17 protein-coding genes and 1 pseudogene are annotated in these 15,141 nt (G+C 62.6%); 10 read left to right on the top strand and 8 right to left on the bottom strand.

The features are described 5' to 3' along the window. On the bottom strand, positions 1-502 hold a 502-nt coding region (locus VNS12_RS11025; protein ID WP_325487886.1), incomplete at its 3' end, for a cytochrome b. Positions 503-516: 14 nt separating this feature from the next. Beyond that, positions 517-1,041: a ubiquinol-cytochrome c reductase iron-sulfur subunit gene (petA, locus tag VNS12_RS11020; protein ID WP_325487885.1), complete on the bottom strand. Its 525-nt coding sequence runs from the start codon at positions 1,039-1,041 to the stop codon at positions 517-519. A 229-nt stretch (positions 1,042-1,270) separates the two neighbouring features. On the opposite strand from petA, the gene VNS12_RS11015 reads away from it, so the two are divergent. The 3 genes from VNS12_RS11015 to VNS12_RS11005 all read left to right on the top strand — a co-directional run bounded on the left by VNS12_RS11015 (position 1,271) and on the right by VNS12_RS11005 (position 2,997). Continuing rightward, positions 1,271-1,741: a tRNA (cytidine(34)-2'-O)-methyltransferase gene (locus VNS12_RS11015; protein ID WP_325487884.1), complete on the top strand. Its 471-nt coding sequence runs from the start codon at positions 1,271-1,273 to the stop codon at positions 1,739-1,741. 89 nt (positions 1,742-1,830) lie between these two features. After that, a complete protein-coding gene (gene hemF, locus VNS12_RS11010) occupies positions 1,831-2,721 on the top strand; it encodes an oxygen-dependent coproporphyrinogen oxidase (RefSeq protein WP_325487887.1) in 891 nt (296 codons plus the stop codon). Positions 2,722-2,808: 87 nt separating this feature from the next. Beyond that, positions 2,809-2,997: a DUF1059 domain-containing protein gene (locus VNS12_RS11005; protein WP_325487883.1), complete on the top strand. Its 189-nt coding sequence runs from the start codon at positions 2,809-2,811 to the stop codon at positions 2,995-2,997. Positions 2,998-3,043: 46 nt separating this feature from the next. On the opposite strand, the gene VNS12_RS11000 is transcribed toward VNS12_RS11005, so the two are convergent. The 3 genes from VNS12_RS11000 to VNS12_RS10990 are packed head-to-tail and all read right to left on the bottom strand — an operon-like array spanning position 3,044 to position 5,457. After that, a complete protein-coding gene (locus VNS12_RS11000; RefSeq protein ID WP_325487882.1) occupies positions 3,044-4,243 on the bottom strand; it encodes a CCA tRNA nucleotidyltransferase in 1,200 nt (399 codons plus the stop codon). Beyond that, complete coding sequence (locus tag VNS12_RS10995; RefSeq protein WP_325487881.1) at positions 4,233-4,865, bottom strand: CoA pyrophosphatase; 633 nt, start codon at positions 4,863-4,865, stop codon at positions 4,233-4,235. Before VNS12_RS10995 ends, VNS12_RS11000 begins: the two co-directional genes overlap by 11 nt. Positions 4,866-4,917: 52 nt before the next feature. Next, the gene (locus VNS12_RS10990) at positions 4,918-5,457 is read right to left on the bottom strand and encodes a GNAT family N-acetyltransferase (protein ID WP_325487880.1); all 540 of its coding nucleotides are present in this window, start codon (positions 5,455-5,457) and stop codon (positions 4,918-4,920) included. A 255-nt stretch (positions 5,458-5,712) separates the two neighbouring features. Between VNS12_RS10990 and VNS12_RS10985 the strand changes: the two genes are divergently transcribed. The 5 genes from VNS12_RS10985 to VNS12_RS10965 all read left to right on the top strand — a co-directional run bounded on the left by VNS12_RS10985 (position 5,713) and on the right by VNS12_RS10965 (position 10,813). Further along, a complete protein-coding gene (locus VNS12_RS10985; RefSeq protein ID WP_325487879.1) occupies positions 5,713-6,672 on the top strand; it encodes a glutathione S-transferase family protein in 960 nt (319 codons plus the stop codon). A gap of 275 nt (positions 6,673-6,947) precedes the next feature. Continuing rightward, positions 6,948-7,838: a metallophosphoesterase family protein gene (locus VNS12_RS10980; RefSeq protein ID WP_325487878.1), complete on the top strand. Its 891-nt coding sequence runs from the start codon at positions 6,948-6,950 to the stop codon at positions 7,836-7,838. 38 nt (positions 7,839-7,876) lie between these two features. After that, positions 7,877-9,208, top strand: coding sequence for a MurL-like N-terminal domain-containing (locus VNS12_RS10975; RefSeq protein ID WP_325487877.1), 1,332 nt, complete (start codon positions 7,877-7,879; stop codon positions 9,206-9,208). Further along, a complete protein-coding gene (gene murD, locus VNS12_RS10970; RefSeq protein WP_325487876.1) occupies positions 9,198-10,490 on the top strand; it encodes a UDP-N-acetylmuramoyl-L-alanine--D-glutamate ligase in 1,293 nt (430 codons plus the stop codon). Before VNS12_RS10975 ends, murD begins: the two co-directional genes overlap by 11 nt. Continuing rightward, positions 10,487-10,813, top strand: a complete 327-nt coding sequence (locus VNS12_RS10965; protein ID WP_325487875.1) for a DMT family transporter — start codon at positions 10,487-10,489, stop codon at positions 10,811-10,813. Before murD ends, VNS12_RS10965 begins: the two co-directional genes overlap by 4 nt. A gap of 18 nt (positions 10,814-10,831) precedes the next feature. Here VNS12_RS10965 and VNS12_RS10960 read toward each other — a convergent pair whose 3' ends face one another. Next, a complete protein-coding gene (locus tag VNS12_RS10960) occupies positions 10,832-11,107 on the bottom strand; it encodes a hypothetical protein (protein ID WP_325487874.1) in 276 nt (91 codons plus the stop codon). Positions 11,108-11,430: 323 nt separating this feature from the next. Here VNS12_RS10960 and otsB point away from each other — a divergent pair, with 323 nt between their 5' ends. Both otsB and VNS12_RS10950 read left to right on the top strand, forming a co-directional pair. Continuing rightward, positions 11,431-12,366: a trehalose-phosphatase gene (gene otsB, locus VNS12_RS10955; protein ID WP_325487873.1), complete on the top strand. Its 936-nt coding sequence runs from the start codon at positions 11,431-11,433 to the stop codon at positions 12,364-12,366. After that, a complete protein-coding gene (locus tag VNS12_RS10950; protein WP_325487872.1) occupies positions 12,363-13,823 on the top strand; it encodes an alpha,alpha-trehalose-phosphate synthase (UDP-forming) in 1,461 nt (486 codons plus the stop codon). Before otsB ends, VNS12_RS10950 begins: the two co-directional genes overlap by 4 nt. 51 nt (positions 13,824-13,874) lie before the next feature. Here VNS12_RS10950 and VNS12_RS10945 read toward each other — a convergent pair whose 3' ends face one another. Both VNS12_RS10945 and VNS12_RS10940 read right to left on the bottom strand, forming a co-directional pair. Beyond that, complete coding sequence (locus VNS12_RS10945; protein ID WP_325487871.1) at positions 13,875-14,825, bottom strand: substrate-binding domain-containing protein; 951 nt, start codon at positions 14,823-14,825, stop codon at positions 13,875-13,877. A gap of 77 nt (positions 14,826-14,902) precedes the next feature. After that, positions 14,903-15,141: pseudogene (locus VNS12_RS10940) on the bottom strand (ABC transporter permease); the annotation flags it as partial.

Genomic DNA, 15,141 nt, shown 5'->3' with positions numbered 1-15,141 from the left:
CCGAGAAGATACCGGTGATCACCGTCGCGCCCCACAGGCTCATCTGCCCCCAGGGCAGCACATAACCCATGAAGGCCGTCGCCATCAGCAGGATGAACAGGATGACGCCGAGCATCCAGATCACTTCGCGCGGCGCTTTGTACGAACCGTAATACATCCCGCGGAAGATATGGACATAGACCGCCGCAAAGAACATCGAGGCGCCCACAGCGTGGGTCCCCTGAATGATGCGGCCATAATTGACGTCGCGGCGAATATGCTCGACCGAAGCGAACGCCATATCCACGTGCGGCGTGTAGTGCATCACGAGGATGACGCCGGTTACGATCTGGATGACCAGCATGAATGTGAGAATGGCGCCGAAGGTCCACCAGTAATTGATATTCTTCGGCGTCGGGAAATCCATCAAATGTTCTTTAGAGAACCTGATGATGGGAAGCCGGTCGTCGAGCCAACGCTCGATTCCGGTGCCCGGCGTATAATTGCCCGCTTGGTTGGCCATGCCCTCTGCTCCCCTTAACCGATCTCGACGACAGTGTCAGTCAGGAACTCATAGGGGGGCACCACAAGATTCTTGGGAGCGGGCCCGCGACGAATTCGCCCTGACGTGTCATAATGCGACCCGTGGCACGGACAGAACCAGCCATCGTAATCGCCCGATTCTCCAACCGGCACACAGCCCAGATGCGTGCAGTTGGCGATCATGATCAGCCACTGCTCGTGCCCCGGGACGACCCGGTCCTCATCGGTTTCGGGGTCCTTGAGATCCGAAAGGGGAACAGCCCGCGCTTCCTCGATCTCGGCGGCGGTCCGGTGCCGCACGAAAACCGGCAACCCGCGCCACATGATCGTCACCGACGATCCTTCAGGAATGGGAGAAACATCGAACCGGATGGACGCCAGCGCCAGAACGGACGCGTCCGGATTCAGTTGTTGAATGAGCGGCCACGCCGCTCCCGCCACCCCGACTGCCCCGACCGCACCGGTTGCGATATAGAGGAAATCGCGTCGTGTCGCTTTTGTTTCGCTCGCTGTCGCCAAAGCTCTAGATCCCCAAAAGGCCTGCACAAAATTGTTCGGTCCTCCGCAGGGCTCCGGTGAGACGCGCCCAAGTGTCGCGATTCGGGGCCGCCGCCGCCCGACGGTGCGGATTTTCGGCTCCTTTATGCACTGTCTTTGGCACTTGTCCACCCTCAGAGCGGGTGACTCACCCCATATGCGACACTATACCCAATTTGCTTTCCGCAGTTTTTTGACAAGGCCTGAATCATTGCCTCTCGTTCTCGCCCTCTACCAGCCTGACATTGCTCTCAACACCGGCGCCATGCTGCGCTTGGGTGCCTGCCTTGGCGTCCCCGTCCACATCATTCATCCCACCGGCTTTCCCATGTCCAAAAACGCCCTGCGGCGCTCGGGAATGGACTACCTCGACACCGCCGAAATGGTCGAGCACGACAGCTTTGCCCGCTTCGAGGCCTGGCGCCTTGCCGAACAAAGGCGACTGGTCCTGCTCACCACAGCCGCAAGCCTCCCCGCCCATGATGCCGCCTACGAGACCAATGACGTTCTTTTGATGGGCCGGGAAAGCGCCGGTGTGCCGCCTTCGGTAGCCGAAAGCGCCGATTTGCGCGTCCGCATCCCCATGCGCGCTCCGGCCCGCTCCCTCAATGTCGCGGTGTCCGCCGCCATCGTTCTGGGCGAGGCTCTGCGCCAGACCGGCGGATACGAGGGACTGACTTGAGCGAATTGATCCCGGTCAAGGCCCCAGCGTTCACCCTGCCGCATGGTGCATCCAAGACCAACGTGATAGGGACCTGAACCATCATGAACATGCTCCAGACCAACACAATGCCTTTGCCCCACGATATCGAAGAAAAAAAACAACGCGCCAGCGCATGGTTCCGGCAGGTGCGGGACGACCTTTGTGCCGCCATCGAAACCCTCGAAGACGAAGTGACCGGCCCCCACGCCGACCGCGCGCCGGGCCGTTTCGAACGCCAGACATGGGACCGCGCCGGTGGTGGCGGCGGCGAAATGTCGATGATCGGCGGCCGCGTCTTCGAAAAGATGGGCGTCCACATCTCGACAGTTTACGGCGAGTTCTCTCCCGAATTCGCCAAACAGATTCCCGGCACTGAAAACAGCCCGCAATTCTGGGCCTCTGGCATTTCCGTGATCGGCCATCCGTGGAACCCCAACGTTCCCGCCGTGCATATGAATACCCGCATGGTGGTCACGTCCAACTGGTGGTTCGGCGGCGGCGGTGACTTGACCCCGGTGCTCGACGCCAGACGCACCCAGACCGACCCCGATACCATCGATTTCCACGCAGCGATGAAGGCCGCCTGCGATCCCCATGCAGGCGTGGATTACCAGCGCTACAAGGATTGGTGCGACGAGTATTTCCACCTGCCCCACCGCAATGAGCCACGCGGCATCGGCGGTATCTTCTACGATCGCCACAACACGGGCGACTGGGACACGGATTTCGCCTTCACCCAGGACGTGGGACGCCGGTTCGTTGACATCTACCCCGAACTGGTGCGCCGCAACTTCAACACGCCCTGGACCGAAGAGCAGCGCGAGGAGCAGCTTGTCCGGCGTGGCCGCTATGTCGAATTCAACCTGCTTTACGACCGCGGCACGACCTTCGGTCTCAAGACCGGCGGCAACGTCAACTCCATTCTTTCGTCGATGCCCCCGGCGGTGCGCTGGCCATAACAGCCCGCCCAAATCGACGGAACCACAGCCCTTCCACCGCCGTTTTCAAGGTGCAATCCCTGCAACCGGTGGAAGGGAGATTGTCTCATGAAACGCTTTGATGGCGGCTCGCTAATTCCGGGCGCAACCTGGAACGTCACGGCCGAGACTGAGGCCGAGGTGGTCCGAAAAGCCGTGGAACGGCTCAGGAACGATCATGGTGAAACCGAAGTGCGCCCGGACATGGTCGAACGCATCAAACTCCGCATCTTCGAGGTGCATCCGCACCATCACTAATCCTGACGGCAAGGGCTCTCCATGCCCCCGCCCGTTACGTTGAGCGCTATTGATCGGTGGCCATCTCCAGCAACTGCTCTCGATCCAGCGCCCCATCGCTCTCGATCCATGCTGTTTCCAACCGATGCAGTAGCGTCCCCAGCGCTGGCCCGCTGGCAAGTCCCAGCCCGATCAGATCCTTGCCCGTAATCGGAAAGCTGCGCCCACGCCGCGCCGTCACCGCTTCGCGCGCCTCCTCGATCCAGGAAAATGCCTCCCCCTCGACAGCGGCTGTCACCGCGATCCCCGCCTCTGCTGCATCCGGCTGGCGATAGGCCAACTCGCTCCAGCGATCCCCCCGCGCCATCTCTGCCGCCGCCTCTATCGCGGCAATCCGGGCCATGGTCGCATTGGACAGCCGCCACGCCGCCCTCAGCGCACCCACATCCCCCCCAGAAACCGCCACCATAGCCAGCCGGGTAGCGGCTTCGATGGACCCTTCCCCAGTTTCCAGCGCCCGCAAATTTGTCAGCGCGGAATCGGAAAACAGGCTCCCGTCGAGCACCCCGACCTCGCGCATCGTCTCCAGCGTCCGTGCGCAATTGGGTGCTGCCAGCAGCCGCATCATTTCCGACCCGACCCGCTCCGCCGAGAGGATATCCAGCGTCCCAACCGCCCGGGCGCAGGCGGCCAATGCCGGCACTTCGAACCGCTCCCCCCCATGGCTCACGGCAAACCGGAAATAGCGATACACCCGCAACCGGTCTTCAGCGATCCGCTCGTCGGGGTCGCCAATGAACCGCACCCGTCCGGCCAGACAATCATTAAGCCCGCCCAGCGGATCGAACAGATCGCCCCTTGGCCCGCAATAGAGCGCATTCATCGTGAAATCGCGCCGCCGCGCATCCTCGGCCCAATCGGTCCCGAACGCCACGCTGGCATGCCGCCCGAACGTCTCGACGTCGCGGCGCAGCGTCGTCACTTCCACTGGCTGCCCGCCATGCACCAGCGTCACCGTTCCGTGCGCCACCCCCGTATGGTGCACTGCAAATCCCGCAGCCGCCCCGCGCGCCGCCACCTCGTCAGGCAGCAACACCGTCGCCATATCGATATCGGCGACATCGCGCACCCGCCCGATCAGCGTATCGCGCACAATGCCCCCCACCGCACGGGTCAATCCGCCGCCCCCGAGGCAGTCGAACACCGGACGTACCTTGTCCAGCCACTCGGCCCCCGCCAGCCGCGCCAGCGCCACCTCACGCGTCATCGCTATCGGTCCCGGTCAGCACCGTATCGCGAAAGCGCCGCGTCAGATTGGCCGTGATGCCCCAGATTCTGTGCCCACCGTGATCGAGCTGCCAGCTTTGCCGCTCCTCACCACGATGGGTGACCCTGAACCTGCTGTAGCTCTGGGCCGCGGCCAGCGTTTCCAGCGGCACTTCGAAAATCGCGTTCACCTCGAAGGGATTGGCGACGAATGGCGCGCGCGGCTCCACCACCGCCACCACCGGCGTGATGAAATAGTTGGTCCCGGTATAGTAATACGGCATGTAGCCCAGCACCTGCGCATCCTCCGGCACCAGCGAAACCTCTTCATGGGCCTCGCGCAACGCCGCATAGGCCGCGTCGTGGTCCTCCGGGTCGATACGTCCCCCGGGAAACGCCACCTGCCCCGAATGCCGCCGCAGATTGGCCGATCGCTCGGTATAGAGCACCGTATATCCGGCGCCGCGCCTCACCAGCGCGATCAGAACCGCCGCAGGCACCGGTGGCGCGGTCCCGACATCGAACAGCGCAAAATCGGCAACCAGATCGTCGGCGTCGGGCATGGGCTGCGGCGCCGACAACAGGCGGCCCGCAATGGCGTCGATATCACGCGCGTTTGGCATTGAGCCTCATTCTATTCCGGCGGCCAGACAAAACCGCCGGCCCGACAACGCCCTATGCCCAGGGGCGGACGTCACCGGCCAGACGGTCTCCCATATCGGGATCGCGAGAGTGGACCAGCACGCGCGCCGGATCAACCGGTCCGGGAAAGGTGATGGCGTTAGGCGCAACCCGGACAAAGCCCAGCGGCGCGTAATAGGCAAAATCGCCCACAAGCAGCACGAACTCGACGCCATCCTGCTCCAGCGCCATGTCGCACACATGCGCGACCAGCGCCCGCCCCGCACCCCGCTTGCGGAACTGCGGATCGGTCATCAGCGGGCCGAGCAGGTATCCATTGATCCCGCCAACCGCGATCGGCGTCATGCGCACACTGGCGGCCCGCTCAGCGCCGATCTGGGCGATATGGGACAGCTTGGGATCAACCCCGATCTGCTCGCGCACCCGATAGGCGGCGCGGGCAAAGCGCCCCGGCCCGAAAGAAACCTCGTGCAGCGCCTCGATCCAGGAATCATCCTCCGGCGTTTCGAGCCGTATGGAAAGGAGAGCGGGCGTAGGGAGGGTGTCAGCCAGAAGCGGCGAAGTGGCAGTCATGGTCACAAATATCCAGATCGATCAGGGCAATACGGCGACAGGCGCAACGAAGGCGCGTTTCAAAGTCGTCGATTGTCTCGTTCAATGCTGAACATCGTTTCCGGCTCCGGACTGATCCATGATTGATGTAGCATCACCCTGCCCGAGGGTCCACTGAAATTAAAAGCGAACATGGTGTTCACTCCTGCCGCCCTGTTCAACTCCGCAATTGCCATTAGATAGGGCTCACACAGTTACAGACGAAAGGAAGCCTTCATGGGCCAGTTGATCGATGGCAAGTGGTCGACCCAATGGTACGATACCAAGTCGACGGGTGGAAAGTTCAAGCGCTCGGAAGCGGTATTCCGCAACTGGGTCACCGCCGATGGCTCCGCCGGCCCCACCGGCGAAGGAGGCTTTCCCGCTGAAAGCGGCCGCTACCACCTCTATGTGTCCTATGCCTGTCCCTGGGCCCACCGCACCCTGATCTTCCGCGCTCTCAAGGGCCTCGAAGATCACATCACAGTCTCGACCGTCTCCCCCAAGATGCCTGACGAAACCGGCTGGGCCTTCACCGGCGAGGACGGCTCCGACATCGACACGCTCAACGGCGCCGACTTCATGTGGCAGATCTACACCAAGGCCGTTCCCGACTATACGGGCCGGGTCACCGTTCCGGTCCTGTGGGACAAGCAGCGCCAGACCATCGTGTCCAACGAAAGCGCCGACATCATCCGCATGTTCAATTCGGCTTTCAACGATTTGACCGGCAACGATCTGGACTTCTACCCGGAAAGCAAGCGCGCAGAGATCGACGCCCTCAATGCCCGCATCTATGACGAAATCAACAACGGGGTGTACAAGGCGGGCTTTGCTACCACGCAGGAAGCCTATTCCGAGGCGGTCACCAGCCTGTTCTCTGCGCTCGACTGGGTTGAAGCCATTCTCGCCGAAAAGCCCTTTCTCACTGGCACCGAGCCGACCGAGGCCGACTGGCGGCTGGTCACCACGCTGATGCGTTTCGACGCCGTCTATGTGGGCCATTTCAAGTGCAACATCCGGCGCATCGCCGATTACCCGCATCTGTCGGCCTATCTCAAGACGCTGGCCAACTGGCCCGGCATCGCAAAGACCGTGCATCTCGATCATATCAAGACGCATTATTACTGGAGTCACATCACCATCAATCCGTACCGCATCATTCCCGAAGGACCTGAGCTGGATTTCCTGGACTAGAGACTTCTTTGCCCATTCTCTAAATCGCCAGACTGCCGAGGCGACGGGCCATCCCGTCGCCTCATTTGCATCCGCTCCCCTGTGGCCAGCCGTCGCAATCTGTGACAAACCTCGCAATCGGCCTTTTTCTTGCCGCAGCCGCCATGCCATTAGAGCGCTTTCCGAACCGGGACCAGCGACTGCCGCGCCTTCCCGGGTTCACAAATACAAAAAATCAAACATTCGGGGCTGATGATGCACAACAAGGACAAGCGACAGAGGCCAAGCGGTACGCAATGCTGACGCTTGCGCATATCTCAGATATTCACCTCGCCCCCCTTCCGCGCGTCACCCTGCGCGATCTGGCGTCCAAGCGCCTGACCGGCTGGCTGAACTGGCAGATGTCGCGCAGCCGCGTCATGCGTCGCGATACGCTTTCCGCGCTTGTCGCCCACCTCAAGGCCCAGTCCCCCGACATGACCGCCGTCACCGGCGATCTGGTCAACCTCGCCCTTGATGAAGAAATCGCCCGCGCCGCCAACTGGCTGACGGCCTTGGGTACTCCGGAAACCGTCTGCGCGGTTCCGGGCAACCACGACGCCTATGTCAAAGGCGCGCTGGATACGGCCCTGGCGGCTTACGGACATTACATGGCCGGCGAAACCCTCGGCGATGCGCCGTTCCCCTATGTGCGCCGTCTCGATCGCGTCGCCATGATTGGCCTGTCCAGCGCCATCCCCACGCTGCCTTTCGTTGCCGCCGGCAAGCTGGGCAGCGACCAGATCGCGCGACTTGGTCGCCTCCTCAAGCTGCTGGGCGATGCCGGGTATTTCCGAGTGGTGATGATCCACCATCCGCCTCACGCCGAATTGGCCCGCTCCAGACGCCTTGGCCTTTGGGACGCCCCGCAATTCCGGGCGCTGATCGCCGAGCACGGTGCAGAACTGATCCTGCACGGCCACTCGCATCTCTCCTCGGTCAACGCCATCCCCGGCCCCGACCGTGAAGTGCCGGTGATCGGGGTGGCCGCCGCCTCCTCGGCCCCGGAGGGCCACGATGCGCCGGGACGCTACAACCTGTTCCGCATCGAACGCGTGGGCAGCGAATGGTCTTGCATGATGCGTGAATACGGCTATCAGAGAATAGGCGACGAGATCGCATTGCGTCTGCAAATGCGCATATACTGATCTGCACCCTTTCGCGCAGCCAACCCGCGGCGAGACCATTGAGCGACCCAGTCTTCATCATTGAGAGCCCCGCGTTCGATGCCCGGACCGGTGAGGCCGTGTTCACCTATCGGCTCGATGCGCACGAATTCACCGAAACGCTGCGCTTTCCACTCGATGGTCTGGATGCCGAAACCGCCGCCACCCCGGCCTTCGCCACTCTGCTCGACTTGACCGCTGCTGTGCTCGGCGTCAGCTATTTCAAGCTGCGCGCGCCGTTCCACATCGATGCGTCGGCCCTCGCCCTTTCGTCCGAGCAGCGCGCCTTTCTCATCGACGTTTACGAGAATGGCTTGGGGGAATTTTATGCCCGCAACGCCCTCAAGCGCTTCGGACGCCTGACTCTTTCAACCGGCCCCGCACGCGAAACCGCGCCGATCGGCCTGCCCCAACGCCCGCTGGTCCTCATCGGTGGCGGCAAGGATTCCCTCGTCAGCGTCCAGTTGCTCGAAAGCGCCGGGCAGCCGATCACCCTGTTCGCCGTCAATCCCAAGGGCCCGATCCTCTCGTCGGTCGAGCGCGCGGACCTGCCGTTTCTCGCCGTTGAGCGGCACCTCGATCCCGAGATGATCCGGCTTGGACAGGAGCCCGGCTATTACAACGGCCACGTCCCCTCCACCGCCATCAACTCCATGATCGCTGCTTTGGCCTCTCTGCTCTTCGGCTACAGCGACATCATCCTCTCCAACGAGCGCTCGGCCAGCGAAGGCAATGTCGAATTCGACGGTCGCCTCGCCAATCATCAATATTCCAAATCTCTCGATTTCGAGCGCGCCATTGCCCAGACCCTGTCTGTCGCGACCGGCGGCACCCTGCGCTATTATTCGCTCCTGCGTCCCTATTCCGAGGCCCGCATCGCCGAATTGTTTGCCCGCACGACGCGCTTCGATGACGTCTTTTCCAGCTGCAACCGCAATTTCCGCCTTGCTGGCCATGATGGCACCTTATGGTGCGGCGAGTGCCCCAAATGCCATTTCGTCTTTTTGATCTTCGCCCCGCACATGCCGCATGACCGGCTGGTGAAGATCTTCGGGCAGGACCTTCTGGCCGATCCGCGCCATATCGGGGCATATCGCGAACTGACCGGACTTGCCGGCCACAAGCCCTGGGAATGCGTCGGTGAAATCCTCGAAGCCGCCGCCTGCCTGTGGCGCGTCGCCGATCACCCCGATTGGCGCGACAGCGCTGTCGTCGCCACCCTCCGGCCCGAGCTGGAAGCGTTTTACGGCGCACCAAAACTGGATGCGGCCTTTGCCGAGTTGATGGCGGACAGCCCCGATCACCTCATTCCCCGATCTATCGAAACAGCGGTGGCCTCTCATGCAGATTGACGGACCCGTTCTTCTCTATGGCGCTGGCCGCGAGGCTCGCTCCACGGCCCAATTCCTGCGCCGCGCCTATCCGCATCTCGAAGTGTTCGTGACCAGCGACGACGGCCACGCCCACATCGAGGGCGCGACGTCCATCCCTCCCGACGTAGCCGCCGACGTCACCCGCTTCGGCACCATCGTCAAAAGCCCCGGCGTCTCGCTCTATAAACCTGTGTTCGAGGCCGCCCGCGCCGCTGGCGTCAAGGTCACCTCCAACCTCAACCTCTGGGGCGCGCATTTCCGTGAAGGCCGCACCGTCGTCGCCATTTCCGGCACCAAGGGAAAATCGACCACCGCAACCCTTGTGCATCTGATGCTGGCTCATTCCGGTGTCGATGTGGTGCTGGCCGGCAATGTCGGCATCCCCCCGCTCGACGCCGCCGACACGGCCAAAACCGTCGTTCTTGAGCTGTCCTCGTACCAAACCGCCGACATCGATTTCGCCCCCGACATCGCCGCCATTTCCAACCTGTTCCCCGAACATGTCGACTGGCACGGCGGGCTGGACGCCTATTACCGCGACAAGCTCAACCTGATCGCCAAGGGCCCGCGCCTCGTTGCCATCGGCCCGCAGGCCGCCACCGTCGAAAAGGTCCGCCGCGTCATTCCCGCCGAAACCGCCCATGTGTCCGAGCTCGATATCGAACTGGGCGATGAAATCCTCATGGCGGCGATGAATTCCCGGCTCAAGGGTGCCCACAACCACGACAATGCCCGCCTTGCCGCCGCCATCGCCCTGGCCGCGGGCGCGACCCGCGAGGGCATTTTCGCTGGCATCAAGGCCTTCGTGCCCCTGCCGCACCGTCTCGAAGAGCTGCACGTCGGCGATCTGTTGTTTGTCGACGATTCTATTTCAACCACCCCAGAGGCCACCAAGGTGGCGCTGGCCGCCTATAAGGGTCGCAAGATCGCGCTGATCGCGGGCGGTCACGAACGCCAGCAGGATTACACCGATCTGGCCAATCTCATGGGCCTGACCAGCGTGGTCATGCTGTGCAGCCTGCCCGCCACCGGTCCGCGCCTTGCCAGTGCGGTGCGCGACAACGCCCCCATTCCCGTCGCGGAATGTTCAACGCTCGAAGAGGCTATGCAGGCGCTCGCCAATGTCAGCCACATCTTCGATACCGTGATCCTGTCGCCCGGCGCGCCCAGCTACAACCAGTTCAGGAATTTCGAGGAACGTGGCGAGGTCTTCAAGGCGCTCGCCAAAAAGTATTTCGGCAACGAGAGCTCAGCCCGATGATCAATATCTATCTCCTGATTGCGATCGTCGCGGAAGTCATCGCCACCTCCGCCCTCAAGGCGTCCAATGGCTTCACCAACGCCCTGCCCACGGCCATCGTCGTTTTGGGCTATGGCGCGGCGTTCTATTTCCTCTCGCTGACCCTGCGCACCATGCCGGTCGGTATTGCCTATGCCATCTGGTCGGGACTCGGCATCGTTCTGATTTCGATCGTGGGCTGGGTGCTCTACAAGCAGGCCCTCGATATACCCGCCCTGATTGGCATGGGGCTGATCATCGCCGGCGTCATCGTCATCAACGCCTTTTCGCAGGCCGGGCAGTAAACGCCGCCCACTAAGCCGTTACGCCAGTTTGGAAATATTGGCGTAGCTCTCTTCCAGCTTTTTCGACATTTCCTCGACCTTGGCCTGCAAGCGGCTCTGGGCGGTCTGCGCCGCCAATTCGCCAACGCCCTGAATTTGCATGGTGGCCGCAGCCTGAAAGCCGGACGCTGCCATATTCATCCGGTCGATCCGCTCAGCCGACACCTGCCGCCGCTGTTTGGCAAGCTGCATCTCCTGCCAGGCGCTCCGCTTTGGCAGCCAGTTCATCTTCTTGTATCCGCCAACACTGGTCATCCCCAAACCCTACGCCCGCACTCTTAACATTGGCTTAGGATTTAGCTCCCACGTCCATTCGTTTGCCGCCTTCGTGCGGAACTTTGAAGGCACAGACGGCGTTTCCATGGCAACGCAAGGCCGGGGCATCCTCCTGTCCGGCAGAAGGACAATTCGGGTACAGCCACCGCGTCCCCGGCTGTGCCCGATAGGGAGGGATGCCACTTCAGATGCGTCCCCCAAAGGTGCGTATTGCGTGCATTCCTCCCGCCTGCGCGGCCCGCAGACAATCAAGCCCATCTCCGAGGGCCAATCCACATCGCGGTTTGTCCTCCCGAGCCGCGATGGAAAGACCGGCGGCACAGTGCATCTGGGCCGCCGGTCTTTCACGTCCGGCCTGCGGGATGGGCTGGGATTTTTCCGGAACCCCCTGGGCCGTTACCGCATTGAGTTTACGTACTCTTCTGCAACACCAGCCTGCGGTAACCATGCCCGATACGGTTTCAGCCATCCTGTCCGCCACCCCGGACGCTGTGGCCATCTTCACCGATTTCGACGGAACGCTCGTCGAAATCGCCCCGCGACCGGACGCCATTGTGGTGCCACCCGAGCTGGCGTCCCGCCTCGAAGCGCTCCATGCCGCACTTGGCGGCGCTCTGGCCATCGTCACCGGTCGCACCATCGCAGCCATCGATGCGTTCCTGTTTGTGCCCGACATCTCGGTCACCGGCAGTCACGGCGCGGAATGGCGGCATGAGCACCATGTCGAACGTCCGTTGGGCCACCTTCTTGCCGATGCCGCCGAAATCGCCCATCGCGTTTCCGATACGCTCAATGGCCAGCCGGACCTTCTGGTCGAACCCAAGCCCACCGGCGTCGCCGTCCACTATCGGGCCGCCCCCGAAAAGGGGGCGCTGGCCCACGCAGCTCTGGTCCGCGCCATCGATGGCTTCAACGACTTCCAGACCGTGGACGGCAAGAAGGTGATCGAGGCCCGCCCCAAATCCGCCGACAAGGGGTCCGCCATCGCCCGGTTGATGCAGGTTAAGCCCTTTGCGGGCCGCATCCCGATTTTCATTGGCGATGACGTGACCGACGAGGACGGTTTTGCCGCTGCCGATCGCCTTGGCGGCTTCGGAATCCGCATCGGCGAAGGCGAGACCCACGCGCGTTATGTGCTGCCCGATATCGCCGCCCTCTATACCTATTTCGATGCCCTGATCACCGCTCGTCATCCGGCTGCCACACCCCACCCGAACCGGGAGCGCTCCACCCCATGAGCCGTCTCATCGTCGTGTCTAACAGAATTCCCGGCAAGGGTCCCGCAGCTGGCGGCCTCGCAGTCGCCCTGCGCAAGACCCTTGGCGCGCGCGATGGCTTCTGGTTCGGCTGGTCCGGGTCCTTTTCAGATGCGCCCTCCACCCAGGCGCGGTTCCAGACCCTTGACGGTCTGCGCATCGGCTCCATCGACCTCACAAGGGCTGACCACCAGAGCTATTACGCCGGGTTTTCCAATTCCATCCTCTGGCCCGCCTTCCACCTGCGGCTCGATCTCACCGATATCCAGTCCCAGTGGTATGGGGGCTATCGCCGCGTCAATCGGCTGTTCGCCGAGGCAATGGCCAGCCATGTCGAACCCGACGACATCATCTGGGTGCATGATTATCACCTGATCCCGCTTGCCACCGAACTGCGCCGTCTCGGCTTGCGCAACCGGATCGGCTTTTATCTGCACATCCCCTTCCCCACGCCCGATGCGCTCAACGCCATTCCCCATCACGAGGACCTGCTCAACGATCTGCTCACCTATGATCTTGTGGGCTTTCAGGCCCAGCGCGACGTCGCCGCTTTCAATGAGTTCATCGCCCACGAGGAAATCTATCGACAGGCGGGCGGAACCCCGGTGGAGATCGATCTGGGCGACACGGTGCTGGAGGCCTTTCCCATCGGCTCCGATCCGGATGCCTTCGCCCGCCTGGCCACCAGCCCCAACGCGCAAAAGATGCATAAGCGGGTCGAGCGCTCGATCAACGGGCGCGCGCTGATCCTCGGTGTTGACCGGCTCGATTATTCCAAGGGCCTGCCCCAGCGCATTCAGGCCTATGAAAAGCTGCTCGAAACCAACGCCAGCCTGCGCCGCAAGGTGCACATGATCCAGATCGCGCCGCCCTCGCGCGACAGTATCAAGGAATATCAGGCCATATCCGACGAACTCGACACCGCTGTCGGCCATCTCACCGGGCGCTTTGCCGAGCCGGACTGGATTCCGCTCACCTATGTCAAGCGCGCCTATTCGCAGACCTCGCTGGCCGGGCTCTACCGGCTGGCGCGTGTGGGGCTGGTCACCCCGCTCCGCGACGGCATGAATCTGGTGGCCCATGAATATATCGGCTCCCAGCGCCCCGACGACCCCGGTGTGCTGGTGCTGTCCCGGTTCGCAGGCGCCGCCGAAATTTTCCACGATGCCCTGATCGTCAATCCCTTCGATGCCGATGAAACCGCCGAGGCGCTGCGCGTCGCGCTCACCATGCCGCTCGACGAACGCAAACAGCGCTGGACCAGCTTGATGGACGTCGCGCGCCTGCACAATGTCGACAATTGGGCCGACAGCTACCTGTCCCGGCTCTCAGGGGATGCCGACCGGATCGGCCCCGGAGCGCGCGCCCCCCGGAAGGCTCTCACCGCTGGCCACGTCTCCCCCAACTCCGCTCCCGGCGGCACCGCCCTGAATCCATAAAAAAAGGAGCGGCCCGAAGGCCGCCCCCCGCGTTCATTGCCTGCGCCTCGCCTAAAACGTCGAGTCCGGGAAATAATACGTCGCGGCATTCTCGGGCGTGATCAGCGGTGCCCCAAGGATGTATTCGCCCGACACCGGTCCGTTGGAGGTGAAATGGTTGACCGTGACGTCCATGGCCGTCGCGATCATTGCTGGCGGATACAGCACGTCGACCGGCACCAGTTCCGAGCCATCCATGACCATCTGAATGATTTCCTTCATCCCGGCCCCGCCGACGATGAACAACTGGTCTTCGCGACCGGCCTGACGCACGGCCTCGATCACGCCGAGCGCGATGTCATCATCCTGCGCCCATACCCCATCGATGTCGGGAAAGCGGGAGAGGAAATCCTGCATGACCTCGAACCCGTCATCGCGGTTCCAGTTGGCATATTGGTTATCGAGCACGTTGATGCCTGACCCGTCGATCGCTTCCATGAAGGCGTTGAACCGCTCGTCATCGATCACCGTGGGAATGCCGCGCAGGATGACGATATTGTCGCCCTCGCCCAGCCGCGAGCGGAAATAGTCACCCGAGACCTGCCCCAGCGCGGTGTTGTTGCCCGCGACGTAAACGTCCTCGATGCCCTCCTGGCTCAGCCCGCGGTCGACCACGGTTACGAACACGCCCGAATTCTTCACCTGGCGGACCGGATCGGTCAGCGGCTCGGATTCGAACGGCAGGACGACCAACGCATCGATATTGTGGATCGACACCAGGTCCTCAAGGTCGTTGGCCTGCTGCGCCGGTCCATCGGCGGCCACAAGGATGATATCGATGTCCGGGTTGGCCGCTTCGATCCGGGCCATAGCCTGTTCGGCATGCCAGTTGAGCCCCCCGGCCCAGCCGTGCGTCGCCGCTGGAATCGAAACCCCGATCTTGATCTCCTGCGCCGCCACAGCGGTTGCGCCCAATGCCACGCTGCTAAGGGCAACACTGGCCAGCACTGTAAGAATACGCATGTTGGTCCTCCTTGGTTTTTGTTTGTGCCCCTCATATGCGAGTGGCACCCCTCCCCCGGCTCCCTGCCGGTCGGAACTTAGCTCCGCTTTCGGCGGAAGATGTTGAGATGCGCGAGGCTCCCCCTCTGGAGCCACACGGCGGCGATGATGATTACCCCCTGCACCGCTCCGTTGAGATAGTTCGAGATGATATCGGTCAGGTTGAGGATGTTGCCGATGGTGGTGAGCATGATCGCCCCGATCACCGTCCCCCCGATCCGCCCATACCCGCCCTTGAGCATGGTGCCGCCGATGATCACCGCCGCGATGGCCTCCA

It is taken from the genome of Pelagibacterium sp. (assembly GCF_035555455.1).
In the GTDB taxonomy this organism is placed as follows: Bacteria; Pseudomonadota; Alphaproteobacteria; order Rhizobiales; family Devosiaceae; genus Pelagibacterium.
Note: the sequence above shows the minus strand (reverse complement) of the source record. Positions and strands in the feature narration are given on the sequence as shown.

Excerpts from the sequence above, each read along its gene's own strand:
- hemF (WP_325487887.1), top strand. The coding sequence starts at position 1,831 with ATGCTCCAGACCAACACAATGCCTTTGCCCCACGATATCGAAGAAAAA.
- VNS12_RS11005 (WP_325487883.1), top strand. The coding sequence starts at position 2,809 with ATGAAACGCTTTGATGGCGGCTCGCTAATTCCGGGCGCAACCTGGAAC.
- VNS12_RS11000 (WP_325487882.1), bottom strand. The coding sequence starts at position 4,243 with ATGACGCGTGAGGTGGCGCTGGCGCGGCTGGCGGGGGCCGAGTGGCTG.
- VNS12_RS10995 (WP_325487881.1), bottom strand. The coding sequence starts at position 4,865 with ATGCCAAACGCGCGTGATATCGACGCCATTGCGGGCCGCCTGTTGTCG.
- VNS12_RS10990 (WP_325487880.1), bottom strand. The coding sequence starts at position 5,457 with ATGACTGCCACTTCGCCGCTTCTGGCTGACACCCTCCCTACGCCCGCT.
- VNS12_RS10985 (WP_325487879.1), top strand. The coding sequence starts at position 5,713 with ATGGGCCAGTTGATCGATGGCAAGTGGTCGACCCAATGGTACGATACC.
- VNS12_RS10980 (WP_325487878.1), top strand. The coding sequence starts at position 6,948 with ATGCTGACGCTTGCGCATATCTCAGATATTCACCTCGCCCCCCTTCCG.
- murD (WP_325487876.1), top strand. The coding sequence starts at position 9,198 with ATGCAGATTGACGGACCCGTTCTTCTCTATGGCGCTGGCCGCGAGGCT.
- VNS12_RS10965 (WP_325487875.1), top strand. The coding sequence starts at position 10,487 with ATGATCAATATCTATCTCCTGATTGCGATCGTCGCGGAAGTCATCGCC.
- VNS12_RS10960 (WP_325487874.1), bottom strand. The coding sequence starts at position 11,107 with ATGACCAGTGTTGGCGGATACAAGAAGATGAACTGGCTGCCAAAGCGG.
- otsB (WP_325487873.1), top strand. The coding sequence starts at position 11,431 with ATGGAAAGACCGGCGGCACAGTGCATCTGGGCCGCCGGTCTTTCACGT.
- VNS12_RS10950 (WP_325487872.1), top strand. The coding sequence starts at position 12,363 with ATGAGCCGTCTCATCGTCGTGTCTAACAGAATTCCCGGCAAGGGTCCC.
- VNS12_RS10945 (WP_325487871.1), bottom strand. The coding sequence starts at position 14,825 with ATGCGTATTCTTACAGTGCTGGCCAGTGTTGCCCTTAGCAGCGTGGCA.